The organism is Streptomyces sp. ASQP_92, from assembly GCF_025399895.1.
Lineage (GTDB): Bacteria > Actinomycetota > Actinomycetes > Streptomycetales > Streptomycetaceae > Streptomyces.
Genome location: NZ_JAODUA010000002.1, coordinates 374,730 through 398,986, shown reverse-complemented (window position 1 = coordinate 398,986; position 24,257 = coordinate 374,730). Strand labels below are relative to the sequence as shown.

The following is a 24,257-nucleotide window of genomic DNA, read 5'->3' as shown; positions in this document are numbered from 1 at the left end:
GTCACGTCAGGGCCTCGCGGTGTGCGCGGTGGCGCGGCGCCTGCCGAGTACGGCGGCGATCGCCCTGAGGTCGGGCTGGCGGAGCAACTCCGGTGCGCGCAGCCTCACTTGGGTCGCCTTCTCCAGTGCTTCGAGGAGCCGGGCGGCGAGGATGGAGGTGCCTCCGGCGTCGGTGAAGTTCTCCTCCAGGGTGGTTTCGGGGCGGCCGAGCAGGTCGCGGACCGCGGTGAGCACGAGCAGTTCGTCGGCGCTCGCGCCCTCGGGCAGGGCGGCCTCGGCGGTGGGGATCGCGGAAGACTCCTCGGCCCGCTTCACCAGGGCGGGGCGGTCGACCTTGCCGTTGGCGTCGAGCGGGAAGGCGTCGACGACGCGTACGGCCGAGGGCACGGCCTGTTCGGGGAGCCAGGCGCGTACGGCGGTGAGGAGTGCGTCCGCGTCGGGGGTGGCGCCGGCCGCGGGCAGGACGTACGCGACGAGCCGGGCGCGGCCCTCGGCGTCGCGCGGGGCGGTGACGACGGCGCTGCGGACGGCCGGGTCGTGTTCGAACGCGGCCTCGACCTCGGCCGGTTCGATGCGCACTCCGCTGATCTTGACCTGGTCGTCGAGGCGGCCGAGGAACTCAAGGCGGCCGTCGTCGAGCATCCGTACCCGGTCGCCGGTGCGGTACATGCGGTCGAGGTCGGGCAGGCCGGCCGGCGGCGGTGTGAAGCGGCGGGCGGTGAGCTCGGGGTCGAGGTAGCCAAGGGCGAGGCAGGTTCCGCCGATGCGCAGTTCACCGTCCGTGCCGCGCTCCAGGACGGCGCCGTCGGCGTCGGTGACGGCGACCGTCACGCCCGCGATGGGCGTGCCGATGGGCGGCGCGGCGTCCGTGTGCACGTCCGGGTCGGACGGGCGCATGGCGTGGGTGGTGGTGATCACGGTGGCCTCGGCGGGGCCGTAGGCGTTGTGGACGGTGGCGGTGACGTCGGGGCCGGGGCGGCGGCGCATCCGGTCGCCGCCGACCATGAGGTGACGCACTTTCAGATCCTGGGGCCAGGGCCGGTCCAGGAGCGGTTCGATCATGGGGGTGGCCGCGACGGCGAGGGTGACGTCGGCCGCGCGCCACCAGTCGGTGAGGGCCGCCGGGTCCCAGCGCACCTCGTCGGGGGCGGGGATGAGCGCGGCGCCGGAGGTCAGGCCGCCCCACAGCTCCAGCAGGTGCGGGTCGAAGGCGACGCCGATGAGGAGGGAGTGCCGGTCGCCGGGGGCGACCCCGGTCTCGGCGCGGTACCAGTCCAGGAGGGTGGCGAGGGCGGGCTCGGCGACGGCGACCGCCTTGGGGCGGCCGGTGGAGCCGGAGGTGAGTACGGCGTACAGGGCGCCGGACGGCGCGGTGCGGGCACCCGGTGCGACGGCCCCGAAGGAGGCGACGACACGGGCGGCGGCGTTCGCCCCCTCGACAGGAAGCGCCAACTCGACTTCCGTGGCAGCTGTTTGACGGTGCGGCAGCACCTCCGGGTCGCCGATGAGGCAGACGACGCCGATGTCCTCGGTGACGGCGTTGATGCGGCGCTCTCCCGGGCGCGGGCCGAGCGGCAGATAGACCGCGCCGATCCGGGCCAGGGCGACGGCGGTGGCGACCAGGGCCGCCGAGCGGTCCAGGCAGACGCCGACGAGCTCGCCGGGCCGCACCCGGCCGCCCAGCGCTTCGGCGACGACCCGGGCGGCCTCGTCGAGCTGGGCATAGCTCCAGCGATGCTCGCCGTCGATCACCGCGGGGGCGTCGGGCGTGGTGCGTACCCACTCCTCGAAGCGGGCCAGCACGGTGGGTTCGGCGGCGCCGGTCAGGGGCGCGCCGTGCAGGATGCTGGGGGCGGAACCGGCGACAGCAAAATTCTGACGGTCCATCAACTGCTCGGTCATCACGACTCCTTCGGCGTGGCGAGGGCGGGGGCGGCGGTCCGGGCGAGGGCGCGGGCCTGGTCGGCGAGGACCGGGTGCTGGAAGAGCAGGCGCAGCGAGGGGCGCTCGCCAAGGCGCGGCTCCAGCCAGGCCGCCAGCTGGGCGGCGAGCAGCGAGTGTCCGCCGATGTGGAAGAAGTGCGAGCTCTCCTCGAAGCGGTCGTGGCCCAGCACCTCGCGCCAGCCTTCCGCGAGCAGCACGACGGCCGGGTCGTCCGAGAGGGCGGGGTCGCTCAGGGGCGCAGCCTCCTCGACGGGGGCGGCCGGGGCCGGCTCCGCGGCGAGGCGGGCGAGGGCGGCCCGGTTGGGCTTGCCTCCGGCCAGCGTCGGCATGCTGTCGAGGAGGATCCAGCGACCGGGCACCAGGGCGCCGGGCAGGCGCCGGCTCAGCTCGGCGTGCAGGGCCTGCTCGTCCCAGTCCTCGACCTCGTCGGCGCGTTCACGGAAGGCGACCAGACGGGGGCCGCCGCCGGATTCCCGGTCGAGGACGACGGCGCAGGAGCGGCCGCCCAGCGCGGCGGAGGCCGCGGTCTCGACCTCTTCGAGTTCGATGCGGTAGCCGCGCAGTTTGATCTGGTTGTCGCGGCGGCCGAGGAAGCGCAGCAGTCCGTCCTCGCCCCGGTAGCCGAGGTCGCCGGTGAGGTAGACACGTTCGCCGCCGAGGGCCTCGACGGTGACGAAGCGGGCGTTGGTGGCCTCCGGGTTGCCGACATACCCCTCGGCCAACCCGGCGCCTCCGATGGCGAGTTCGCCGACCGCGCCGGTGGGAAGCGGGCGCAGGCTCTCGTCCAGGATGTGGATGCGCTCGCCGGGCAGTTCGGTGCCGAGGGGGATCTCGGCGCCCTCGACGAGGCCTTCCGGGGTGATCTCGTGGACGGTGGAACTGATGGCGGCCTCGGTCACGCCGTACACGTTCAGCACCGAGAACCGGGGCCCGGTGGCGGCGTCGGCGGCCGTGTCGGCGAAGAAGGCGCGCATCACGTCGGCCGGGATGCGTTCGCCGCCGAGCACGATCAGGCGCGGCGCCCAGCGGCCCTCCACCAGGACGGGCAGCAGCTCTTCACGGGTGGCGAGGAAGTAGCTGGTGGGCAGGTTGGCCACGGTGACGCGGGCGGCGGCGAGCAGCTGCGCCAGCTCCCCGCCGGTGGGCACGTCCTGCTCGGGTACGACGAGGCAGGCGCCCGCGTACAGCGAGGGCAGCACCTCTTCGAGGGCGACGTCGAACGACGGCTGCGCGAACAGGAGAACCCGGTCCCCCGCCGCGAGGCCGAACCTCTCGGCCGTGCCGGTCAGATGGTTGACCAGCGCCTCGCGCCCGACGGCCACCGCCTTGGGTATGCCGGTGGAGCCGGAGGTGTGGATGACGTACGCCGCGCCCGGCACGACATCCGCGGCGCGCGCGGTGGGCAGGACGGGGGCGTCGACGTCGGCGTGCGGCAGGCCCTCGGGGACGCGCACCGCACTGCCCCGGGTGGTGAGGACGAGCGCCGGGGCCAGCCGGTCGAGCAGCAGCTCCAGACGCGCGGCGGGGTCGGACGGCGACAGCGGGCAGTACACCGCGCCGGTGCGCAGACAGGCGAGCAGGGTCACCACCGAGTCGACGCCGCGCGGCAGCACCGCGGCCACCGGCTGCCCGGCCCGCACCCCGGCGGCCAGCATCCGCTCGGCGAGGGAGGTGACCTGGGCGTCCAGGTCACCGTAGGTGAGCCGGCGGGCGCCGATGAGGAGGGCGGGCAGGGACGGGTCGTGGGCGGCGGCCGCATCGAGCGGGTCGCGGCCCGGGGCGACGGCGACCGGCGGCGCCGCTTCCTGGGGCGCCGCGGGCGGCGCGAGGTCGGCGAGCGGGGTGGCGGGCGCGTCGAGGTAGGCGCGCAGCAGGTCGAGGAAGCGCTCGGCGAGGAGCTTAGCCACGGGCTCGCCGAACAGGTCGGCGTCGTAGTCCCAGACGAGGGTCATGCCGGCGGCGCCGTGGCGCAGGCTCACTCCGCGCCGGTCGTCGGGGAGCAGCACCACATCGAGGTCGAAGCGGGTGGTGCCGGTGTTGAACCCTTCGAAGAGGGTGACGTCGAGGCCGGGTACGTCCAGCTCGGGCAGGGGCGCGTCATGGGCGCTGAACATGACGCTGAACAGCGGGTTGTCGGCGCCCGATGTGTGCAGGCCGAGCGCCCGGGTGAGCTCCTGGACCGGCACCTCCTGGTGGGGCAGCGCGCGGATGAGGGTGTCGGTCACCTCGTCCATGGTGTCCTCGGCGGGGGCCGTCGCATCCAGGTCGAGACGGAGCGGAATGGTGTTCACGAACATGCCGACGGCGTCCTCGTAGCCGCGCGGCCGGTTGCCGACGGCGGTGCCCACCACCATCTGGCTGCGTCCGCTGTGGCGCCGCAACAGTTCGGCGAAGAGACCGAGGAGGGTGGCGAACGGGGTGAGGCCGCGTTCGCGGGCGTGGGCGCGCAGCCGCTCGGCGAGGTCCGCGCCGATCGACTGGCGCAGTTGGCCGCCGTGGTGGCGCCGCCGGGCGCCGGGCCGTGCGAGCCCGGGCAGCGGCATGTCGTACGAGGCGTCGCGCAGATTCCGCGACCAGTACTCCAGGCTCGCGCTCAGCTCCTCGGCGCGTACGTCGTCGGCGCGGGCGCGCACATGGTCGGCGTACGAGCTGGGGGTCCCCAACTCAAGCTTTTCGCCCAGCACTTGGGCGCGGTAGACGCTGAAGACGTCGTTCAGGAGGATCGCGAACGAGTGGCCGTCGTGGATCAGGTGGTGTTCCACGTGGATGAGCCGGTGCTGGTCCTCGGCGAGTTTGACGAGGGTCCAGCGCAGCAGGGGCGCGTCGAAGGTGTCCAGCGGCGTCTCCGCCTCCGAGCGCAGCAGCTTCTCGAAGGCGGCCTCGGGGTCGGCTTCCCAGGTGATGTCCACGGTGCGCAGGCGCGGCGGACACACCTCGGCCACCCGCTGGCCCGGCATCGCGCCGGCGACGGGGACGAGTTCGAGCCGCAGTCCGGGGTGGCGGGCGAGCGTGGCGGCGAGGCCGCTGCGCAGGGCGTCGACGTCGAGGGTGCCCCACAGGTCGAGCGAGGCGGTGAAGTTGTAGGCGCGGCTGCCCGGCTGCACTTGCTCGTGCAGCCAGACGATCTCCTGCGAGGAGGAGAGGGGGAGCATGGGCGGTCCCTTGGGTTGTCGGGGCGGGTGGCGCGGAACGCGGTCGTGCGCCCGCACGGCGGCGTGCCGACCGGTCCGCGGATCGCGCGGCCCGGCCGGATACTGGGGGTTCGAGGGGCACGCGGTGAGAGGTCGTCGGCCGCGTGCGGCAGGGGTGGGGCTAGCGGGCCGGGGCCTCGGCGGGCAGTGCCGCGCACAGGGCCGCGAAGGCGGATTCGGCCGCGTCGTCGTCGAGGACGGTGCGGTCCCACACCATGCGGAGGTGGAGTTCGGGTCCCTGGGTCGCGGACACCGCGAAGGGGGCGCGGACCTGGCGGCCGCCGATGTGCACCTCGCGGCCGGTGGTCCCGTCGAGTCCGAGGGGGGCGCGGTGGCGGGCGTCGTCCACGGTGAGCAGGCCGTCGAGCCGCCCCGACCAGGCGGAGCCGCCCGCGCGGGCCGCCCGCACCACTTCGTCGAAGGGGGTGTCGGCGCGGTCCAGGTCGTCCCACCAGTCGGTGGCCGTGACGTCCGGCGAGGCGGGGCCCTGGGTGTCGGCCGGGAAGACCACGGTGTTGAGGAAGCAGCCGAGTACCGGCTCCGCGCCCACCGGGCGCCCTCCCCACGGGTAGCCGATGGGCGATACCGTGCCGCTCCCGTACAGGGCGGCGGCCGCGGCGCGGCAGGCGTCGAGCAGCGCGGGGAAGGGCACTCCCCCGGCGGGTGACGCGATACTCAACTCGGTTGCGCCGCTGGGCGGTTCGGCGGCCACGGTGCGCGTGCCGGGCAGCGGGGCCTGTTCGCGGGCGGTGCGCAGCCGTTCGGCCCAGTACGCGAGGGTGCGGGGCGAGGCGGCGCGGTCCTCGGCGTCGAGCTGGCGCAGGACGGCGTCCCGGTAGGCGGCGAGTTCGGTGGCCGCCTCGGCGGGCGGCACGTCGTCCGGGCCGAGGCGGTCGCGGTAGGACGCGCCGAGTTCCTCGACGATGCGGGCGAGCGACTGTCCGTCGCAGGCGGTGTGGTCCAGGACGACGGCGAGCAGTTCCTCCTGCGCGCGCGGGCCGTCGTGAGCGAGGAACAGGCGCAGCGGCGGCCCGTTGGGCGCCCATTGGGCGAGCACCCGGCGCAGCGCGTCCTGCGCGCTCTCGCCGGCCGCGCAGGACACGTGCTCCAGGGGTACGTCGGCCGCCGCGGGCCGCAGGACGGGGGTGCCGCGTACGACACACGCCTCGGAGCGCAGGACGGGGTGGCGGGCGGCCAGGTGGTTGGCGGCGGCGCGCAGCCGTGCCGCGTCGACGGTGCCGCGCGGGAACGCGAAGAACATCGGGACGATGTCCGCCCGGCCCGCCGGGTCCAGGGAGCGTACGAGCAGGAAGCGCCGCTGGGCCCCGGTGACGGGCAGCAGCGCGGCCGCCGCCGGGTCACCCGCGCCGAGGCGCTGGTAGCGGGCCAGATACTGGCCCGTGATGCTGGGGAGCACGTGATCCTCTCTCGGGTCGGAAACACTCGGCGTGGGGGGCGGCGTGAACGTGCGGGCGGTCGTGGGGGGTTGACCGGGGGTTGCCCTGGGGTGGGTCAGGCGACGGGGACGCTCTCGTCGTGTCCGGGCGCCGCGTCCTGGCGCTGGTCGTCCTCGGGGTGCTCGGTCTCGGGCAGGTCGCGCATGCGGCGCAGCGGGGAGAGCAGCAGCGGCAGGGGTACGACGAGGAAGCCGATGGCGCAGATCCACAGCGCGGAGCGGGCGCCCGACGCCTCGGCGACGGCGCCGCCGGCGAGCGCGCCGAGCGGCAGGGTGCCCCACATGAGGAAGCGCAGGGTGGCGTTCATCCGCCCCAACAGGCGCGGCGGGCACAGGGTTTGACGGAAGCTCACCTGGGCGACGTTGTAGACCACGGCGCCGAAGAAGACCACGCCGGAGGCGAGTGCGAACAGCGCCGCGGCCGCGCCCTTGCCGGACAGCGGCCACAGGAGCGCGAACGGCCCGGACACCAGGGCGGAGAGCCAGATGATGCGGGCCTGGCCGAAGCTCCGGGCCAGGCGGCCCGCGCAGAGGGCGCCCGCGAGTCCGCCCACGGCGGAGGCCGAGAGCATCACGCCGACCGCGGCCGGTGCCAGGTCGAGGACCCGGACCAGGAAGACGGTCTGCGTGGCCATCAGCATGGCGGTGAAGAAGTTGCCGAGGCCGGTGGTGCCCGCGATGACGCGCAGCAGCGGGTGGCCGAGGACGAAGCGCAGGCCTTCGCCGACCTCCTTGCGCAGGGACGCCTCGGGAACCGGTTCGGGCTTGGGCTCGGGGCGGCGGATGGCCACCAGGAACAGGGCGGACACGGCGTAGCCGATGGCGTCGGCCACGATGGCCAGGTGGGCGCCGACGAGCTGGACGAGACCGCCGCCCAGGCCCGGCCCCGCCACCTGCGCCGAGGACCGTACGGTCTCCAGGGCGCCGTTACCGGCCACCAGGTGCTCCCGGGGCAGGAGTTGGGGCAGATAGCTCTGGTGGGCCACGTCGAAGAAGACGGTCGCGACGCCCACGACCAGGGCGACCACATAAAGCTGGGCCATGGTCAGCGCGTCCGCCACCGCCGCGAGCGGGACGCTGGCCATGGCCAGGGAGCGCACGACGTCGGCACGGATCATCAGCGACAGCTTCCGCATCCGGTCGACCCAGGCGCCGGCGGGCAGTCCGATGAGCAGGAACGCGGCGGTCTCGGCGGCGGTGAGCAGTCCCACTTGGAAGGCGGGGGCCTTGAGTTCGAGCACGGCCACCAGGGGCAGGGCGACCAGAGTGACCTGGGCACCCACCTGTCCGGCCGCCGCTCCGGCGAGCAGCAGTCGGAAATCGCGCATACGGAGCGGACCACCGGAAGCGGCCTGGGACGAAGGGGACATGCACGAGACCTTCACCTCGCGCCGATCAGGAGTCAAAACAAACAGGACACTTTCGGTCGTTTCTTGTGCCATTCTGTCAATGGATCAAGAGAATCATCGGCCAGATCCGGGCAACGACCGCATGAATTGCTGGTGTTGAGGCCTGTGGACACAGGACTCCGCCCGTCGCGAGGCGAAGGTTTTTGGGGGGACAGCGCACCCCCGACCCCATGAATGCAGGTATGTCCGAAACTCACCGCTCCCACACTTGCGCATGGAACCTGGAGCGCTCTCAGCCGTCGGGGGTGCCGGGCCCGGCTCCGGCGGCCCCGCCCGTCAGTCCTGCGCGAGACGCAGATCCACCGGGTGCCGGTCGGTGGCGAGGATGGCCGGCAGCGGCAGCCAGCCGTGCTTGTCCAGCCGTACCAGGACCGCCTGGACGTCGGTGGGGCCGGGCACGATGGACGCGCCGGAGAGCTTTCCCTGGTTGCTCCAGGGGTGCGGAGAGCCGTCGCACTGGGCCACCGTGCTGTTGAGGCCGTACCGCACCGAGCCCGTCGCGGCCGAGCCCGTCCCGACCGAGCTCGACACGAAGACCGGGCCGCTCTTCGACTGCGCGGGACAGCTGTACGTGCCGGTCAGGGTGACGGTGCCGGTCGGCGAGACCTTCCCCGTCGGGTCGGCGGTGATGGTCGGGGCCACGACGACCGGGGCGGAGGCGGGAGTTGACGGTCGCGGTGCCGCGACGGCGGGGCCGGGGGCCGGGCCGAGCAGGGCTCCCGCGGCGGCGACGGCCCCGGCGGCGACAAGAGGTGCGCGCATCGGCAGATCTCTCCTTCATCCCTACGTTCGCGAGGTGCCGCGACGTTCCTGTGGTGGCGCGAGGCCGCGGAGTCCACCCCGGCGCTCGCGCCCCAAGCAATACCGTGGCGGCGCCCGCCCGCCGGGGATTCACCCCCGGTCGGTGGCGTGTCCGGAGCGGTGGTGCCGCTGGTGCGGTAAAGGGGCACTGGGCGCCCGCGTGACCGCTGGGGCCGGGGGTTTCCGGGGGCCTCGGGGTGTGACCGAAAGAGGGCCCCTCACCGGGAACCGCGGGGGCCGCGAGCCGGGCATGCTGGTGCCCCCGGCCGTTTTCCGTGCCGCCCGGCGGCGCCCGGACAGGATGGGAGCGTCATTTTGCGCACCGTAGGCGTGGAAGAGGAACTGCTCCTGGTCGACCCGGGCACCGGGCACCCCTGTGCCCTCTCCTCGGAGGTGCTGGCCCGTCTGGCGAAGTGCGCCGCCGCGGGAGGCGGTGCGTCCAGGGAGACCTTCGCGGGTGAACTCCAGGGCCAGCAGCTCGAGTTCGGCACACATCCGCAGACCGACATGGACGAACTCGGCGCGGAGATAGTGCGCTGGCGCCGCGAGGCGGCCCGGCACGCCAGGGAGGCCGGGGCGGAGGTGGCCGCGCTCGCCACCTCTCCGCTGCCCGCCCAGCCGGCCATCAACGTGAGCCACCGCTACCAGTGGATGGAGGAGCAGTTCGGTCTGACCACCCAGGAACAGCTCACCTGCGGTTGCCATGTGCATGTGTCGGTCGCATCGGACGACGAGGGGGTCGCGGTCGTGGACCGGATCCAGCCGTGGCTGCCGGTCCTGACCGCGCTGAGCGGCAACTCGCCGTACTGGCAGGGCAATGACACCCTGTACAGCAGCTATCGCAGCCGGGTGTGGGGGCGGTGGCCCATGTCCGGGCCGACCGGTGTCTTCGGCTCGGCCGAGCGCTACCACGCCCAGGTCGACTCCATGGTGACCAGTGGTGTGGTGCGCGACCGGGGCATGATCTATTTCGACGCCCGGCTCTCCCACCGCTACCCCACCGTGGAGATCCGCGTCGCGGATGTGTGTCTGGAGGCCACCAGCACCCTGCTGGTCGCCTGCCTGGGCCGCGCCCTGGTCGAGACCGCCGCCCGTGACTGGCGGGCCGGCCGGCCACCCCTGGGCCATGGGGTGCAGCTGTTGCGCCTCGCCGCGTGGCGGGCCGCGCGCTCGGGCCTGGAGGGCGACCTGCTGCATCCGCTGACCATGCGTCCGGCTCCCGCACCCACCGTCGTCCATGCCCTGTTCGACCATGTGCGGGAGGCCCTGGACGACAGTGGTGACCTGGTCTGGGCCCGCAAGACGACCGCGGAACTGCTCGCCCACGGCAACGGCGCGCTCGTCCAGCGCGCGCTGCTCGCCCGGACCGGCAGTCTGAGCAGTGTGGTCGCGGCATGTGTGCGCCGCACGGTGGGCGAGCGCGAACTCCGGTACATGACACCGGAGTGATGTCCGCGGCACATGGTGGCCCCACCTACATCCGGTAGCACATCGGCGCCACGGTTCGAGGTGTGTGCACACACCCTGCACGGAACGACGCATATCTCAGGGTGGGGCCTCACTCCATGTGCTCGACAAGGCCGTTGCGCCGACCTCAATCACCTTTCGCGGTCTCATCTACTGTCAAGTGGGTGCCCCCGCACACGTGAGGCGCGTAACATCCCGCAACAATCACGTACGCACACGCCCCGGAGGAACGACTCGTGCCGGACAGCACCACACTCCAGTCGCAGTACGCCGCTCAGATCCAGAGTGATCTGGACAGCAACGTCGCCGAACGCGAACAGATCGCGGCCCAGATCAGCGCCCTCCAGGAGCAGTTGAGCGTCCTGGAGAACAACCACACCCTGCTGGCCTCCATGCGCCAGGCGATCGGCAGCCCCGCCGCGACCACATCCACCAGGGCCAAGGGCAACACCAAGCCTCCGGCCAACGCCCCGAAGAACACCGGGAAGAAGACCGCCGAGGCCTCGGCGGCTCGGGTCCCCCAGGCGCGCAAGGCGGCCAAGTCCCCGGCCCGCGCCACCAAGAAGCAGGCGCAGCCGGCCGCCAAGGCCAAGGCGTCCAGCGCGCCCACCCTGCGGGACCTTGTCGCGGACCACCTCGCGCGGAGCGGTGAGCCGCGCTCGGCGGCCGAGATCACGGCGGCTCTCACCGAGGCACACTCGGAGCGCACGATCGCGGGCACCGTGGTGCGCAACACCCTCGAAAACCTCGTGGCCAAGGGGCAGGCACAGCGCACCCGGCAGGGTCGGTCCGTCTTCTACACGGCTCCCGACGGCGCCGGCACCACCGCCCCGTCCGAGGAGCCGGCGGGCTCCGACGCCAAGGACGTCAAGAAGGGGGAGGAAGCGGCCACCCCCGTCACCGCCGCCTGACCGCCCCGCGACCCGTCATACGGCGCAGGGTCGGCAGGACGCCCGAAGCCGCCCACCGGAGAGGTGACATGGCAGCCCCGTGCCTCACACCACAGGGCTGCAGTCCGGGTGACCCCAGCCCCCGTCGCGCTTCATGATGGGAGTGCCGGCGGCATACGGCTGCCCGCAGGGGCAGCGGCCGGGGAACTTCGCCTTGATGGTGCGCGGGGTGCCCGAGCCGGTGGCCTTGGGGGTGGACGACGCCTTCTTCACGGTGGCGGACCTGGGGCGCGTCGCGGTGGCGCGGGCCGGTGCCGGCACCGGCAACTCCTGGTCGCCCAGGGCGGTTCCGGCCGCCCGCTGGCTGGTGGCCGCGTCGCTCGCGGCCTGGTCGGCGATCGCGTTCAGCGGGTCGCCACCCACCTGGTGCGCGGCCACATGGACGAACTCCACATCCCGTTCGGTGAGCAACTCATCGATGCGCTCGACGAGTTCACGGTTGGCGACGGGCTTGCCGGCGGCGGTCTTCCAGCCGTTGCGCTTCCAGCCGGGCAGCCACTGGGTGACCGCCTTCATGGCGTACTGGGAATCCATCCGCACCTGCATCCGGGTGCCGGGGTCGACGGCTTCGAGGAGGCGTTCCAGGGCGGTGAGCTCGCCGACATTGTTGGTGGCGGTACCGAGCGGCCCCGCACCCCAGCGCTCCGGCCGGCCTTGCGGATCGGCAATCACCCAGGCCCATCCCGCGGGGCCGGGATTGCCCTTCGACGCACCGTCACAGGCGGCAACAACAACACGATCAGACATCGCGCCATCATCCCATTGCCGCTCCCCCACCAGAAATCCCCGTCCGCCCCTCAGGGCGCGCGACCATCTGTGCGGAACGGACACCGGTTCCATGCGTCGCTCACGGCCGGACGCTGATCCGCGGAGCCGGTAGCGGGGCCGAGCCGTCGTCGTCGGCCGACGCACCCAGGAAGAGGGCCGCTCCGAAGCCCATCGCGGCGAAGAACAGACCGAGGCAGGTGAGGGCCACCATGACCCCGCCGAACAGGCAGGAGACGACGCCCACACCGGTCGGCGCCTCGTCGGTGACCGCACGGTCGGGGTGCTGCGGGAGATAGCGCACGGGGATGTTGTCACCCGCCACGAACGGCCGCCGGGACGACACCTTGGCCCGGACGTCGTAACCGTCGGCCGTACGGAAACCGACCACGAGGTGGCGCCGGCTGTGGGTGTATCCGTCGGAGTGGTGGTGGCGCGTCACATAGGTCTCCAGGCAGCGGGCCTCCGCCCTCAGGCCTTCGCGCAGGGTGCGCTTGTACGTCGACACGGTGCGGACCGTCCAGACCAGTGCCCCTGTTCCCACACCGGCGAACAGCAGCCCCACACACCCGAAGACCACCCCGAAGGCCCCACCCGCAGCGAACATGCCCCATCCCCCCGTGCGAGCCCGACGGCCCCTCGAACCCCCACACACCTACTGGTGCCCTCGGGAAAGATGCGCGGCTGCCCCCATCGGTTCCCCTTCGCAGAACACGTGTGGTCGGCGTGACGACACACACGGGAGCCGACCTGGGGGTGGGTGCCGAGCCCACCCGGGACGGTCAAGAACGCAGTTCGGCCCCCCGGCACTGGGTGCCGGGGGGCCGAATCTTCGTAGCGGGGACAGGATTTGAACCTGCGACCTCTGGGTTATGAGCCCAGCGAGCTACCGAGCTGCTCCACCCCGCGTCGATGTCTCCACCCTACGTCACATGGAGCGGGGCTCCGACCATCCGGGGACCGTCGGACCCTGCCCGTGGCTCCAGGGCGTGGCGGCGCCGCCCCCACCGCACTCCTCACCCCACCCCCTGCCATCACGCTTCGTAATCGTTCGACGCGCGACGCGTGAGGGGTCGTGTCACCGTGAAGGAGTTCGATCCCCCCACACGCAGGAGTGAATCTCCATGGGCAAGGCCGAGAAGATGCGGGACAAGGCGCAGGCTGCCGAGCAGGCCAAGGCGAGGGCGTCGGAGGGACGGGAGCAGCGCTCCGGTCGCCCCGACGAGTCCGGCACGCGCCGCCCGGCGCAGGACCCGCAGGAGCGTATGGAGCAGGCGATGCGCGACGCCGGCACCGACCGCGGCTGACCCCGCACCCGGTACGGCACAGCAGCCGGGGTGCTCACTCAGCACGGGTGAGCACCCCGGCTCTCGCGCGTCGTCCCGGCGCCCGGACCGCACCCCCGCGTGTGCCACCCCTCAGCCCCCGCGCCTCGCGCCTTCCCCCGCTCGCCGGCAGGGGCGGTGCTCATCCGCGTTCCGCCGCCTCGGGGATCTCGCGGGTACGGGTCCAGGTCAGCAGGGCCTCCATCGGCCAGGTCGTGATGACGCGCTCGGGTGGGACCCCGCATTCCTCGGCGCGGGCGCAGCCGTAGATCTGCCAGTCGAGCTGGCCCGGGGCGTGGGCGTCGGTGTCGATGGCGAACAGGACGCCCGCCTCGACGGCCCGGCCAAGGAGGCGGCGCGGCGGGTCGAGCCGCTCCGGGCGGCTGTTGATCTCCACGGCGGTACCGGCATCGGCACAGGCGGCGAAGACGGCGTCCGCGTCGAACTCGGACTCAGGACGGCCCCGGCCGGTGACCAGTCGGCCGGTGCAGTGTCCGAGGACGTCGGCCAGCGGGTTGCTCACCGCCGCGACCATGCGCCGGGTCATCGCGGCGGCGTCCATGCGGAGCTTGGAGTGGACCGAGACGACCACGACGTCCAACTGGTCGAGCAGCTCGTCCTCCTGGTCCAGTGAGCCGTCGTCGAGGATGTCGCACTCGATGCCGGTGAGGAGCCTGAAAGGCGCCCAGCGCTCGTTGAGTTCGGCCACCACCTTCAGCTGCTCGCGCAGCCGCTCGGCGCTCAGGCCATGGGCGACGGTGAGGCGGGGCGAGTGGTCGGTGAGGACGGCCCACTCGTGTCCGAGCTCGGCGGCCGTGCTGCCCATGTCGTCGATCGTGCTGCCCCCGTCCGACCAGTCCGAGTGCAGATGGCAGTCGCCGACCAGCGCGGCGCGCAGGCTCTCGCCGCCCACGGCGAGCGGCGCCGCGGCCTCCAGCTCCGACTCCAGGCGCTGAAGATAGCCGGGCACCTCGTCGGCCAGCGCCTCGCGCACCACCTTGGCGGTCTTGGGGCCGATGCCCTTGAGGGATTCGAGCCGGCCTTCCACGGCCGCGCGTGCGGCGAGCTCGTCCGGCGGCATCTCCTTGATCACCGCTGCGGCGGTACGGAAGGCCTGGACACGGTAGGTGGCACCCCGGCCGCGTTCGAGCAGGAAGGCGATCCGCCTCAGGGCCGCTACCGGATCCATGGACACCTCCTGCGCAAGGGCCCCTCGGGCGGGGCGGACGGCCGCCCTCCCAGCTTCTCTCAGCCCCGCCCCGCTCGCAGGCCGTCGGACCCCGGACTCCGGCCGCCCCCGCCCGCTCGGGCCCCCGCGTACGGCCGTCCTGGTGTTGAGCCCGGTCGGCGGTCATGTCGGGGCGGCCGACGCACACGTCCGGGCCCTAGCCTCGCCAGAGTGCTTATGCGAAGAGATGCGCACGGGCGCCATGGATCCATGGCGGGCTTCCGCGCCGCCCTGGGGGCGGTGCTGCTGGGCGTCCTCACCTGCGGGGTGGCCCTCTCCTGGCCGGGCGCCCCCACCCCCTTCCCGACCACCGCCTCACTCTCCTCGGCCTCGCACACCCCCGGGGCCGCGCGAGCCGGCACACCGGCCGCGGGTCCGCCCGGGGCGACGGCCGCGCGGTACCTCGGCGGCTCCGACGATGCCGGGACGGACGGGCTGGGCCGGCTCCGGGCCGGCCCGGAGCGGTCGGCGGCCTGTGCGGCCGAGCAGCGCCGCCCCGACCCGCACGATCTGCGGTCCGCGTGTTCGTACCCGGTGGTCGGGGTGTTTCTGCGGCCCGGGGGACGGCAGTCCTGCACGGCCGCCGTCGTGGACAGCCGACACGGCGATCTGCTGGTGACGGCCGCGCACTGCCTCCCGCTGGACGGGGCCACGTTCGCGCCCGGCTATCACGACGGGCTCACCCCCCGGGGCGAGTGGCCGGTACTCTCCGCGCTCGCCGACCCGCGCTACGCCGAGGCCCGCAAGGGTGCCGAGAACTGGCCGTACGACTGGGCCTTCGTGCGGGTGGCGCGAGTCGGCGGCAGGAGCGTCCAGGAGGCCGTCGGCTCCGCGTTCCGCCTCCCCGCGCACCCCGAGCGGCTCGCCGCCGACCTCAGCCGGGTCACGCTCATCGGGTATCCGCACGACCGGCCGGGCCAGCACACCTGCACGGTGGACGCCCAGCCGGCCTACGACGACTTCCGCCAGGCCCGGTGCGCGGGCTTCTCCACCGGGGTGTCGGGCAGCCCCTGGGTGATCTCGGCGCAGGACGGCGCGGGCCTTGTGGTCGGGGTGCTCGGCGGGGCCGAACGGGGCGGCGGCTTCGCGGACGACATCTCGTACACGGCACGCTTCGACGCGGGTCTCAGGGCACTCTTCGAGACGGCGCAGGGGGCCGCGCTGCGCGATGCGCCGTTCACTCCCTGACGAGGCGTCAGTTCCGTTGCGCCCGTCTCGGCGCAAGGGGCCGGGCCGCCCGTCGGGGGATTCGACGGGCGGCCCGGTGCTTCAGCGCGGTGCCGGGGTCAGCACTCGCGCAGGCCGGGGGCCGGGTCCTGGTTGGTGCGTACGCTCACGGCCGGGACGTTGCCCCAGGCGCCGTTGTCGAGCTGCGTCCAGTACCAGATGTCGTTGCCGCCCTGGTGCGGGTCGCCGTGGCCCCAGCACACGAACCAGTTGAACCCCGTGTCGAGCGTGCCGCGGGTCGCCGAGCGGTAGGAACGGTCGGCGTAGCCCCTCGCGCCGACCGCGTTGCCGCAGTACAGCCGGCCGTCCGAGCGGACCCCGCACTCGGCGGCGGGCTTGGCGGGTGCGGCGGCGGCCAGGGGCAGGCCGGTCGCGGTGAGGCCGGCCGTCAGCGCGGTGGCGGAGAGGAACAGAGCGATCTTCTTGCGTGCGTTCACTGCGAACTCCTGGTGTCGTACGGGTGGTTGTGGTGGGGCCGGGCGGTCAGGCGCAGGTGGGGACGCCGTCCAGCCAGGCCGGTCCCTGGATGTAGATGTTGGTGATCCACGCCTTGTAGTCGGGCAGGTAGGACCACGCGTCGTTGCGGTAGCCGTCGGCCTCGACGAGCTGGGCGTGCTTCTGGCATCCGACCTTGACCCGGGTGGGCCCCGCGAACTTGTTGGCCCGGCCGCTCGTGGTGGACGGCTCGACGTGCGTCCACACATCGGTGCCCCAGGTGGAGAACGTGCCGTTCTGGCCCGGGGTCCCGCCGATGCGTACGGCGCCGTTGTAGTCGCCGCCGAGGCGTACGTCGCTGACCATCACATGGGTGCCGGACTGGCGGGCCTCGACCATCTTGCCCGCGCCCAGATAGACGGCGATGTGGTGGATGGAGTTGGCGCCGCCCCACCCGAGCAGGTCTCCCGGCAGCAGCGGCCCGGTGCCCTGGCCGGCGCCGAACCGGGCGGTGACGCGCGAGGAGTGGTACTGGCTGTTGGCGGTGCCGTTCAGGATGTCCTCGCCCGTCGCCTGGGCGTAGGCGTAGCGGACCAGGCCCGAGCAGTCGAAGCCGCGCCGTTCGGGGTCGTGGTTGCTGGCGGGGTCGGTGGGGTCGATCTGGCCGTAGGTGGCGCCGGGTTGCGGTCCGTGGCCGCCGCCCCAGCTGTACCAGACGCCGAGTTGGGAGCAGGCCGCGCGGACCGCGGCCTCGGCGGCGGCCGAGGCGCCGGGAGCCAGGACGTCGCAGCCGCCGGCGGCCGCCGTGGTGCGGATGGTCGTCCCGGACGCCGAGGGGGCGGTCGCGAAGGAGAGCTGGGCGGCCGGCAGGACGGCGCAGGCGGCCACCAGGCCCGCCGCGGCGAAGGTCCGCCGTGCTCCGGCAAGGGTGTGGTGCATGTGAGTGTTCCCCGTTTCGTCGTACGTGCGCCGGAGCACTGCCCGGCGGACGCGGCGCATTCCGGTGCGAAGCCGGTTGGTCCGCCGCGATGTTCCGAGACTGGCCTCGTGCCGGGACGCTGTCGAGGACCCCGGTGTCTCCTGTGCCGTCGGGAAACGGGAAACACCTGGGAAACACCGCGTTCGCGCAGGTCAGTCGGTGGCCGGGCACAGGGGTCGGTAGGGCAGGTCGGGCAGCAGGAGGGCCCAGCGGTCGCGCCCCGTGTCGCCCAACAGACGGCACACCTGCCCCTGTTGGCGCGGCACGTCGGTGTTCCACAGCCGTACGGTGCCGTCGTTGCTGCTGCTCGCCAGCGTGCCGGGCAGGCGCGGGTCGAAGGTGACGCCCCAGACGGCGCCGGTGTGTCCGCTGAGCGTGGCGATGTGTTCGGCGCGGGCCGGGTTCCACAGACGGACGGTCTGGTCGCTTCCGCTGCTCGCGAGGGTCTCGCCGTCGGGGCTGAAGGCGACCGCCCGCACCGAGCCGCTGTGCCCGGCGAGGACGCCGGCGGCGGTGGCGCGCAGCGGGTCCCACAGGCGTACGGTCCCGTCGTTGCCCCCGCTGGCCAGGGTGCGGCCGTCGGGGGCGAAGGCGACGGAGCGCACCGAGCCGGTGTGGCCGCGCAGGACGGTGCGCGCGCCGCGGCCCGTCTCGCGCACGTCCCACAGACGGACCGTCAGATCGTCGCTTCCGGTGGCCAGGGTGCGGCCGTCGGGGCTGAAGGCGACCGTGTTGACGAAGTCCTCGTGCCCCTGGAGCGTGGCGTGGGGGCGCCGGGTGGCGACGTCCCAGAGGGTGGCGGTGCGATCCGCGCTGGCCGAGGCGAGCAGCCGCCCGTCGGGTGAGAAGGCGACCGCGAACACCGAGCCGTCGTGCCCGGTCAGGGTCGCCTGGAGGCGGCCGCTCGCGACCTCCCAGAGACGGACGGTGCGGTCGGCGCCCGCGGAGGCGACGAGGCGCCCGTCGGGCGAGAAGGCCACGGCGAACACCGAGCCGTCATGGCCGGTCAACGTGGCGCGCAGCCGGTGGCGGGGCACGTCCCACAGCCGTACGGTGCGGTCGGCCTGCGCCGAGGCGAGCAGGCCCCCGTCGGGCGAGAAGGCGGACTGCCACGCCTCGGTGAACGGCCGTGCGGTGAGCGCCGAGCGGCCCAGGTCCCACAGCACCACGGACTGGTCGAAGCCGCCGGTGGCCAGGCGTTCGTCCGGTCCGGCGGCGACCGCGAGGACGTAGTCGGTGTGGCCGGACAGGGTGGCGACCACGCGGTGGTTGACGGCGTCCCACAGTTTGACGGTGCCGTCGCCGCCGGCGCTGATGACGGTGTCTCCGGCCCGGTTGAAGGCGACGGCGTTGACGTCGTCGCTGTGCCCGGTCAGGATCGCGCGCACCGACGCGTCGGGCAGGTTCCACAGCCGTACGGTGCGATCCGCGCCGCCGGACGCGAGGGTGTGGCCGTCGGGACTGAAGGCCACGCCGAGCACCTGGTCGCTGTGGCCGGTGAGGACCGTCGGCGGCGCGCCGCCCGTCACGTTCCAGACCCGCACGGTGCGGTCGGCCGAGGCGGAGGCCACGCTGTGTCCGTCGGGGCTGAAGGCCACCGCCATGACCGCGTCGCCGTGTCCGGCCAGCACCGCGCGCGCGGTGGCGTCGAACACGTTCCACAGCCGTACGGTGTGGTCGGTTCCGCCCGATACGAGGGTGCGGCCGTCCGGGCTGAACGCCACGGAGCGGACGGCCCCTTGGTGTCCGGGCAGGGTCGCGGTCATGCGGTGGGTGGCCGTGTTCCACAGCCGTACGGTGCCGTCGGCGCCCGCCGTCGCGATGCGGGTGCCGTCGGCGCTGTAGGCGAGTGAGGTGACCGCGCCGGTGTGGCCGGTCAGGGTGGCGGTGACGCGGTGGCTCGCGGGGTCCCACAGCTTCACGGTGGCGTCGGAGCTCGCCGAGGCGAGGGTCTTGCCGTCGGGGCTGAAGGCCACCGCGTTGACGGGCCCCGTGTGCTCGCGCAGCCGTCCGTCGAAGTACTGCGCCTGGGTGCTGAGCAGGGCGCCGCGCGCCTGCGGGGTGCGGTCGGTGCGGTAGGCGTCGGCGGCGAGCAGCATCGAGGCCTCCGGCTGACCGGCCGCGAGCGCGCCGGAGCGCACGGCCAGGGCCTGCGACTGGGCGGTGCGGCTCTCCCGCAGGGCGCGCCGGCTCTGCTGGAAGGCGAGTGCCCCGGCCGTCACCGCGAGCGCGAGGAGGCCGGCCAGGGTGACGAGCAGGGTGCGGCGGATGCGGACCTGGCGTCGCGCGCCGCGCACTCCACGCCCTTCCTCGGCTTCGCACGCCTTGATGAACTCCCTTTCCTGTGGGCCGAGTTGACCGATGTGCTGTGCATGTCGCGCGTGGTCGCGGACGGCCGCGAGCCGGCTGCCGCGGTAGAGCAGGCTCGGGTCGCGGCCCGCTCGTACCCACTGGGTGGCGGCGTCGAAGACCTCCTGGCGCAGTACCAGGCCCGAGCGGTCGGCGTCGATCCAGCCGCGCAGCCGGGGCCAGGCGTGCAGCAGCGCCTCATGGGTGATCTCCACCGTTTCGCTGCCCGCGGTCACCAGGCGGGCCCGCACGAAGGCGTCGAGGGCCCGGGTGCCGGGCTCGGGGTCGCCCAACTGCCGGATCAGCAGCTCGCGTTCGACGGGTTTACGGGTCTGGGCGGTGTCGTCCGCGACGTGGACGAGGCGGACGAGCAGCCGGCGCGCAGCCAGTTGTTCGGCCGGGTCGAGCCGTCCGTAGACGGATTCGGCGGTGCGGGCGACGGCGCCGTGGATGCCGCCCGTCGTCTCGTAGCCGGCCACGGTCAGGGTGCGGCTGGTGCGCTGCTGCCAGGTGACGAGCAGGGCGTGGGCGAGCAGCGGGAGCGAGCCGACGGAGGCCGCCGAGTCGGTGCCCAGATCCCTCAACAGCAGTTCCACCAGGCCGGGTTCGAGGCTGAGTCCGGCGCGTTCGGCGGGGCCGGTGATGGCCTGGCGCAGTTGGGCGCCGGACATCGGGCCGAGCGCGAACAGGCCGTGGGTGAAGACTTCCACGAGGCGGGGGTGGTCGAGGCAGCGGCCGCAGAAGTCGGCGCGCAGACCGACCACGACCGCGGTGCGCGCGGTGGTGCCGTCGGCGGCGCGTGCGGTGGCCAGGGCGTGGAGCACGGCGACGAAGTCGCGGCGCTCGCGGTCGTTCTCGCAGAGGGTGAAGGCCTCCTCGAACTGGTCGACCAGCAGGACGAGGCCGCCTCCGCCGCCGCGTTCGGCGGACGCGTCGAGCAGGGTGGCGGGCCGTCGCACCAGCGTCTCGGGGGTGATCTCCGCGCCGGCCGAGCCGAGCACGTCGGCCGCGCAGCGCAGGAGTTCCTTGAACGGGTGGGCGGTCGGGGTGCACACGACGACGGGCCACAGGCCCGAGCCGGGAACGGGCAGGGCGCCGCGGCGCAGCGCGGGCAGCAGCCCGGCCTGGAGGAGCGAGGACTTTCCGGCGCCGGAGGGCGCGACGACGGCGAGCGGCCCGCGGCCCATGCGTTCGGCGAGCCGGCCCGTGAGTTCGGCGGTCGCGCTCTCGCGGCCGTAGAACCACTCGGCGTCCTGGGGACCGTAGGCGGCGAGGCCCCGGTAGGGGCACAGGTCCGTCTCGGCGGGGCCACCCTGGGCGGTGCGGGGCGCGGGGACGGCCGCCGGTTCGGGGACCAGGCGCAGGAGGGTGCCTCCCGCGTCGAGCGCGTCGTCGCAGCGGCGGGCCACGTCGAGGGTGGGGGGCTTGCTGCCGTTCTCGATCTTGCTGAGGTATCCCTTGCTGTAGTGGATCGAGCGGGCCAGTCCGGTGAGGGACACCTTGCGCAGGCCTCGCAGGCGCCGCAGCTCGGCTGCGAATCCGTCGGCCGTTTCGTCGTCCGTTGGCACGCCCCCTACCTTTCCGTGACGGGCGGGGCGTACGCCGGAAAAGGATGAACTTCGTCCGGTTCCGGTCACCAACGGACGTGGCCGCCGGGTTCGTTCGGCAAGCCGGTGATACGTCACCCGGCGCCGTGCGGAACGCGCGTGTGCGAGGCAACCTTTCCGGCCGATCTCGCATCTGGGCCGGTGGGCGAGGTGTTGGACACCTTTTGGCCACCCGGATGACCGTTGATTGTTAAATCTGGGTTCCGGGAGCACGGAATTCGATCATCCCCCTTTACATGTTCATGCCAGGCATAGCAGGGTTCCGGCCGGGACCTCATGGTCCCCGCGGTGCACAACAGCACCGTGCGTACGGGCGGTTGAGCCGACCGCCCCCGCACCACTAAGGACCCCCCACCGTGCGTACACCCCACATACGCAGCCTCGCGATAGCCCTGGCCGTCACCACGGCCGTCACCATCACCGCGGGAGGCGGGGCCACGGCCTTCGCCGCTCCCGCCACCCCGGGGGCCACCGCCCCCGCCGCCACCGCCGGTTTCCAGCCGGTGATCGACGCGGCCCGCACCGCGGCCCTCGCCCACGCGTCGGACACCGGCGTCGGCAAGGACGACACGCTTTCGGCCACCGACGTACTGGTCGACCCGGACGGCAAGCAGCACGTCCGCTTCGTCCGCTCGCACCGCGGCCTCCCCGTCCTCGGCGGGGACCTGGTCATCCACCTGGACAAGAGATCCGGCTACACCGGTGTGACCCGGGCGCTGCGGCAGCAGGTGAAGGTGGCCACCACCGACGCCAAGCTGACGGCCGCACAGGCCCGGGCCAAGGCCGCCGCCACCGCCCGGGGCACCGCGGGCGCCGCCCAGCTCGTGGTGGACGCCCGCGCCGGGCACTCGGCGCTCGCCTACCGGATCCAGGTGACGGACAGCGCCACCACCGAGTCCGGCAGCCGCACCGTCGTCGTCGACGCGGCCACCGGAACCGTCCTCAGCAACGCCCCGGCCGACGACTCCTTCCTGTCGCCCCGCGTCCAGGACAAGCTCCGCAGGAGCGGCCAGAAGCTCAGCCCCGCGCTGGGATCCTCCTCCCCGGCCCCGTTCGCCTCCTCCAGGGCGACCGGCTTCCCGGCGGCGGCGAACGGCACCGGCGCGTCCCTGTTCGTCGGCAGCGTGCCGCTGACCACCACGCAGACGGCGGCGAGCGCGTTCACCCTCAAGGACCCCAGCCGCGGCCAGACCGAGACCCGCGACGCCGGCAACAAGCAGCTGGAGCAGTTCTCCGGCGGCAAGGCGTTCACCAGCACCACCAACCGCTGGGGCACCGGCAAGGCGACCAACCGCGCCACCGCCGCCGTCGAGGCGCAGTACGGGATCACCAGCACCCTGGACTTCTACAAGAAGACCCTGGGCCGCAACGGCATCAAGAACGACGGAGCCGGCGCCCACGCGCTGGTGCACTTCGGCAGCAACGTCGGCAACGCCTTCTGGGACTCCGACTGCGGCTGCATGCTGTACGGCGACGGTGACGGGCAGACCTTCGCGCAGCCCCTGGTCGTCCTCGACGTCACCGGCCACGAGCTCACCCACGGCGTCGTCGACGCGACGGCCAACCTCCAGCCGACCCGGGTCGACGCCAACGACAACCAGTTCGGCGAGCCCGGCGCGCTGAACGAGTCGCTGGCCGACATCTTCGGCAGCGCGGTCGAGTTCGCGACCAACAACCCGAACAACCCGCCCAACTACCTGATGGGCGAGAAGCTCGGCCTCCAGCAGACGTTCCTGCGCCGCCTGGACAAGCCCTCCCTCGACAAGCTGGAGGGCACGGTCGACTACTGGTCCAAGGCGTCGTACGACACCGAGGTCCACGCCGGCTCCGGCGTCTCCTCGCACGCGTACTACCTGCTGGCCGAGGGCAGCGGCAAGAAGACCATCAACGGCGTGGCCTACGACTCGCCGACCTACGACGGCTCCACGGTGGCCGGCATCGGCCGGGACAAGGCCACGGCGATCTTCTACCGGGCGCTCACCCGGTACATGGTCTCCACGACCGACTTCCACGGCGCCCGAACCGCCACGCTGAGCGCGGCCGCCGACCTCTACGGCGCGAGCAGCACCGAGTACGCGACGGTGAACAAGGCCTGGGCCGCCGTCAACGTGACGCCCGCGAACGCCCCTTCCGGAAGCTGATCGAGTACGCCGCTGCCGCCCCGCGACCGTGGGGCGGCAGCGGCATGTCCGGGTGCTACGGCACCAGGGTGTCCAGCGGCGTCATCACCACATCGCTGGTGGGGCGCGACAGATGCAGCGCCGTGTGGAAGTGGCCGTCGCCCTCCTTGCCCCCGGGGTCGAGGCCGGCCGCGACCACCGCGTCGATGGCATAGCGCCGTTCGCGCTCGTCGATGAAGCGGCGCTGGGGGAAGGTCGGCTCGGCCCGCTCGGTGGCGAGGCCGAACGCGGCGAGGCACTGCGCGACGTTCACGTACGAGGCGGTGCGCAGGACGAAGGACGCGACCCACACGGGCCGGCGCGCCGCCGAGAGCAGCGGCCTGAACGTGCGGTGCGACAGGAAGCTGGAGCCGCCCGTGACCGTGATCAGACGGACGTCCCGCGCCGCCCGGCACAGGGCGGGCCCGGGCGGCGCCGACTCCAGGTTCTCGGCGAACCCGTCCGCGAGCAGCCCGACGGCACGCCCATAGGCGACGGCCCGGGCGGCGGTGTCGAGCCCGATGACGCGAGCCGGATCGGAAAGGCGCCGCGCGGCGAAGAACTCCCGGTCCCAGGCGATCAGTTGGGCCGTGCTCATCGAGGCGGCCTCGCGGGAGGTGTACCGGTCGTACAGGTCCTCCAGGGTCACGTCGTGGTTCAGCAGGGCCGCGTTGATCCCGTAGGAGCAGCACAGGTCGAGCACGGTCAGGGGTGTCGCGGCCGACCCGGTCGAGAGGGCCCGTTTCAGTCGGCGGAAGACGTGTTGGGCGTGGCCGGGTGTGCGGTAGGCGAGCGGGCCCAGGACCTTGAAGTAGGCCCGGGGGTCGGGCTGGTCGTAGATCGCGTCGAACCGCGCCATCGCGTGTGCGGCGGGGGCCTCCGCCACTTCCACCCCCACCGACGCTCCCGGCCCGTTCGGCTGGACTTCGCTCATCGCGTACCCGTCCTCTCTCGCTCCTTCGCCG

At 73.3% G+C, this 24,257-nt stretch carries 17 protein-coding genes and 1 tRNA gene; 5 read left to right on the top strand and 13 right to left on the bottom strand.

Going from position 1 to position 24,257, the window contains the following annotated elements; translation table 11 throughout:
* Positions 1–6: 6 nt before the first annotated feature.
* From N4G70_RS07840 to N4G70_RS07820, 5 genes are all read right to left on the bottom strand, one after another.
* Positions 7–1,902: a non-ribosomal peptide synthetase gene (locus N4G70_RS07840; RefSeq protein WP_261711742.1), complete on the bottom strand. Its 1,896-nt coding sequence runs from the start codon at positions 1,900–1,902 to the stop codon at positions 7–9.
* On the bottom strand, positions 1,902–5,096 hold the full coding sequence (locus tag N4G70_RS07835; protein WP_261711741.1) for an amino acid adenylation domain-containing protein: 3,195 nt from the start codon (positions 5,094–5,096) through the stop codon (positions 1,902–1,904). The genes N4G70_RS07840 and N4G70_RS07835 overlap by 1 nt, the downstream gene beginning before the upstream one ends.
* Before the next feature lie 160 nt (positions 5,097–5,256).
* Positions 5,257–6,552, bottom strand: a complete 1,296-nt coding sequence (locus N4G70_RS07830) for a condensation domain-containing protein (RefSeq protein ID WP_261711740.1) — start codon at positions 6,550–6,552, stop codon at positions 5,257–5,259.
* Between the two features lie 95 nt (positions 6,553–6,647).
* On the bottom strand, positions 6,648–7,919 hold the full coding sequence (locus N4G70_RS07825) for an MFS transporter (RefSeq protein WP_261711739.1): 1,272 nt from the start codon (positions 7,917–7,919) through the stop codon (positions 6,648–6,650).
* A gap of 357 nt (positions 7,920–8,276) precedes the next feature.
* Positions 8,277–8,762 carry a DUF6299 family protein gene (locus tag N4G70_RS07820; RefSeq protein ID WP_261711738.1) on the bottom strand — a complete coding sequence of 162 codons (486 nt, stop codon included), beginning with the start codon at positions 8,760–8,762 and terminating at the stop codon, positions 8,277–8,279.
* A gap of 354 nt (positions 8,763–9,116) precedes the next feature.
* Between N4G70_RS07820 and N4G70_RS07815 the strand changes: the two genes are divergently transcribed.
* Together N4G70_RS07815 and N4G70_RS07810 are read left to right on the top strand one after the other, a co-directional pair.
* Entirely contained in the window at positions 9,117–10,250 is a 1,134-nt protein-coding gene (locus N4G70_RS07815) for a glutamate--cysteine ligase (protein ID WP_261711737.1), read from the top strand.
* A 254-nt stretch (positions 10,251–10,504) separates the two neighbouring features.
* Entirely contained in the window at positions 10,505–11,179 is a 675-nt protein-coding gene (locus N4G70_RS07810) for a hypothetical protein (RefSeq protein WP_261711736.1), read from the top strand.
* 84 nt (positions 11,180–11,263) lie between these two features.
* Here N4G70_RS07810 and N4G70_RS07805 read toward each other — a convergent pair whose 3' ends face one another.
* The 3 genes from N4G70_RS07805 to N4G70_RS07795 form a co-directional block, all read right to left on the bottom strand.
* Positions 11,264–11,965, bottom strand: a complete 702-nt coding sequence (locus N4G70_RS07805; RefSeq protein ID WP_261711735.1) for a ribonuclease H — start codon at positions 11,963–11,965, stop codon at positions 11,264–11,266.
* A 100-nt stretch (positions 11,966–12,065) separates the two neighbouring features.
* Complete coding sequence (locus tag N4G70_RS07800) at positions 12,066–12,590, bottom strand: DUF3592 domain-containing protein (RefSeq protein ID WP_261711734.1); 525 nt, start codon at positions 12,588–12,590, stop codon at positions 12,066–12,068.
* A gap of 228 nt (positions 12,591–12,818) precedes the next feature.
* Positions 12,819–12,892: transfer RNA gene (locus N4G70_RS07795), tRNA-Met, on the bottom strand.
* A gap of 215 nt (positions 12,893–13,107) precedes the next feature.
* Here N4G70_RS07795 and N4G70_RS07790 point away from each other — a divergent pair.
* Positions 13,108–13,290 carry a hypothetical protein gene (locus tag N4G70_RS07790; RefSeq protein ID WP_261711733.1) on the top strand — a complete coding sequence of 61 codons (183 nt, stop codon included), beginning with the start codon at positions 13,108–13,110 and terminating at the stop codon, positions 13,288–13,290.
* A gap of 160 nt (positions 13,291–13,450) precedes the next feature.
* On the opposite strand, the gene N4G70_RS07785 is transcribed toward N4G70_RS07790, so the two are convergent.
* Positions 13,451–14,497, bottom strand: coding sequence for a PHP domain-containing protein (locus N4G70_RS07785; RefSeq protein ID WP_261711732.1), 1,047 nt, complete (start codon positions 14,495–14,497; stop codon positions 13,451–13,453).
* A 249-nt stretch (positions 14,498–14,746) separates the two neighbouring features.
* On the opposite strand from N4G70_RS07785, the gene N4G70_RS07780 reads away from it, so the two are divergent.
* A complete protein-coding gene (locus tag N4G70_RS07780) occupies positions 14,747–15,724 on the top strand; it encodes a serine protease (protein ID WP_261711731.1) in 978 nt (325 codons plus the stop codon).
* 98 nt (positions 15,725–15,822) lie between these two features.
* Here N4G70_RS07780 and N4G70_RS07775 read toward each other — a convergent pair whose 3' ends face one another.
* The 3 genes from N4G70_RS07775 to N4G70_RS07765 form a co-directional block, all read right to left on the bottom strand.
* Positions 15,823–16,200: a hypothetical protein gene (locus tag N4G70_RS07775; protein ID WP_261711730.1), complete on the bottom strand. Its 378-nt coding sequence runs from the start codon at positions 16,198–16,200 to the stop codon at positions 15,823–15,825.
* A gap of 46 nt (positions 16,201–16,246) precedes the next feature.
* Positions 16,247–17,137, bottom strand: coding sequence for a C40 family peptidase (locus tag N4G70_RS07770; RefSeq protein WP_261711729.1), 891 nt, complete (start codon positions 17,135–17,137; stop codon positions 16,247–16,249).
* Between the two features lie 192 nt (positions 17,138–17,329).
* Positions 17,330–21,094, bottom strand: coding sequence for a helix-turn-helix domain-containing protein (locus N4G70_RS07765; protein WP_261711728.1), 3,765 nt, complete (start codon positions 21,092–21,094; stop codon positions 17,330–17,332).
* Between the two features lie 395 nt (positions 21,095–21,489).
* Between N4G70_RS07765 and N4G70_RS07760 the strand changes: the two genes are divergently transcribed.
* Positions 21,490–23,274 carry a M4 family metallopeptidase gene (locus N4G70_RS07760; protein WP_261711727.1) on the top strand — a complete coding sequence of 595 codons (1,785 nt, stop codon included), beginning with the start codon at positions 21,490–21,492 and terminating at the stop codon, positions 23,272–23,274.
* Between the two features lie 55 nt (positions 23,275–23,329).
* Here N4G70_RS07760 and N4G70_RS07755 read toward each other — a convergent pair whose 3' ends face one another.
* A complete protein-coding gene (locus tag N4G70_RS07755) occupies positions 23,330–24,226 on the bottom strand; it encodes a hypothetical protein (protein WP_315904228.1) in 897 nt (298 codons plus the stop codon).
* Positions 24,227–24,257 lie beyond the last annotated feature (31 nt).

Coding starts and splice junctions, on each gene's coding strand:
- N4G70_RS07755 (WP_315904228.1), bottom strand. CDS start 24,226: ATGAGCGAAGTCCAGCCGAACGGGCCGGGAGCGTCGGTGGGGGTGGAA.
- N4G70_RS07825 (WP_261711739.1), bottom strand. CDS start 7,919: ATGCGCGATTTCCGACTGCTGCTCGCCGGAGCGGCGGCCGGACAGGTG.
- N4G70_RS07770 (WP_261711729.1), bottom strand. CDS start 17,137: ATGCACCACACCCTTGCCGGAGCACGGCGGACCTTCGCCGCGGCGGGC.
- N4G70_RS07800 (WP_261711734.1), bottom strand. CDS start 12,590: ATGTTCGCTGCGGGTGGGGCCTTCGGGGTGGTCTTCGGGTGTGTGGGG.
- N4G70_RS07785 (WP_261711732.1), bottom strand. CDS start 14,497: ATGGATCCGGTAGCGGCCCTGAGGCGGATCGCCTTCCTGCTCGAACGC.
- N4G70_RS07790 (WP_261711733.1), top strand. CDS start 13,108: ATGGGCAAGGCCGAGAAGATGCGGGACAAGGCGCAGGCTGCCGAGCAG.
- N4G70_RS07805 (WP_261711735.1), bottom strand. CDS start 11,965: ATGTCTGATCGTGTTGTTGTTGCCGCCTGTGACGGTGCGTCGAAGGGC.
- N4G70_RS07835 (WP_261711741.1), bottom strand. CDS start 5,096: ATGCTCCCCCTCTCCTCCTCGCAGGAGATCGTCTGGCTGCACGAGCAA.
- N4G70_RS07780 (WP_261711731.1), top strand. CDS start 14,747: ATGGCGGGCTTCCGCGCCGCCCTGGGGGCGGTGCTGCTGGGCGTCCTC.
- N4G70_RS07840 (WP_261711742.1), bottom strand. CDS start 1,902: ATGACCGAGCAGTTGATGGACCGTCAGAATTTTGCTGTCGCCGGTTCC.
- N4G70_RS07820 (WP_261711738.1), bottom strand. CDS start 8,762: ATGCGCGCACCTCTTGTCGCCGCCGGGGCCGTCGCCGCCGCGGGAGCC.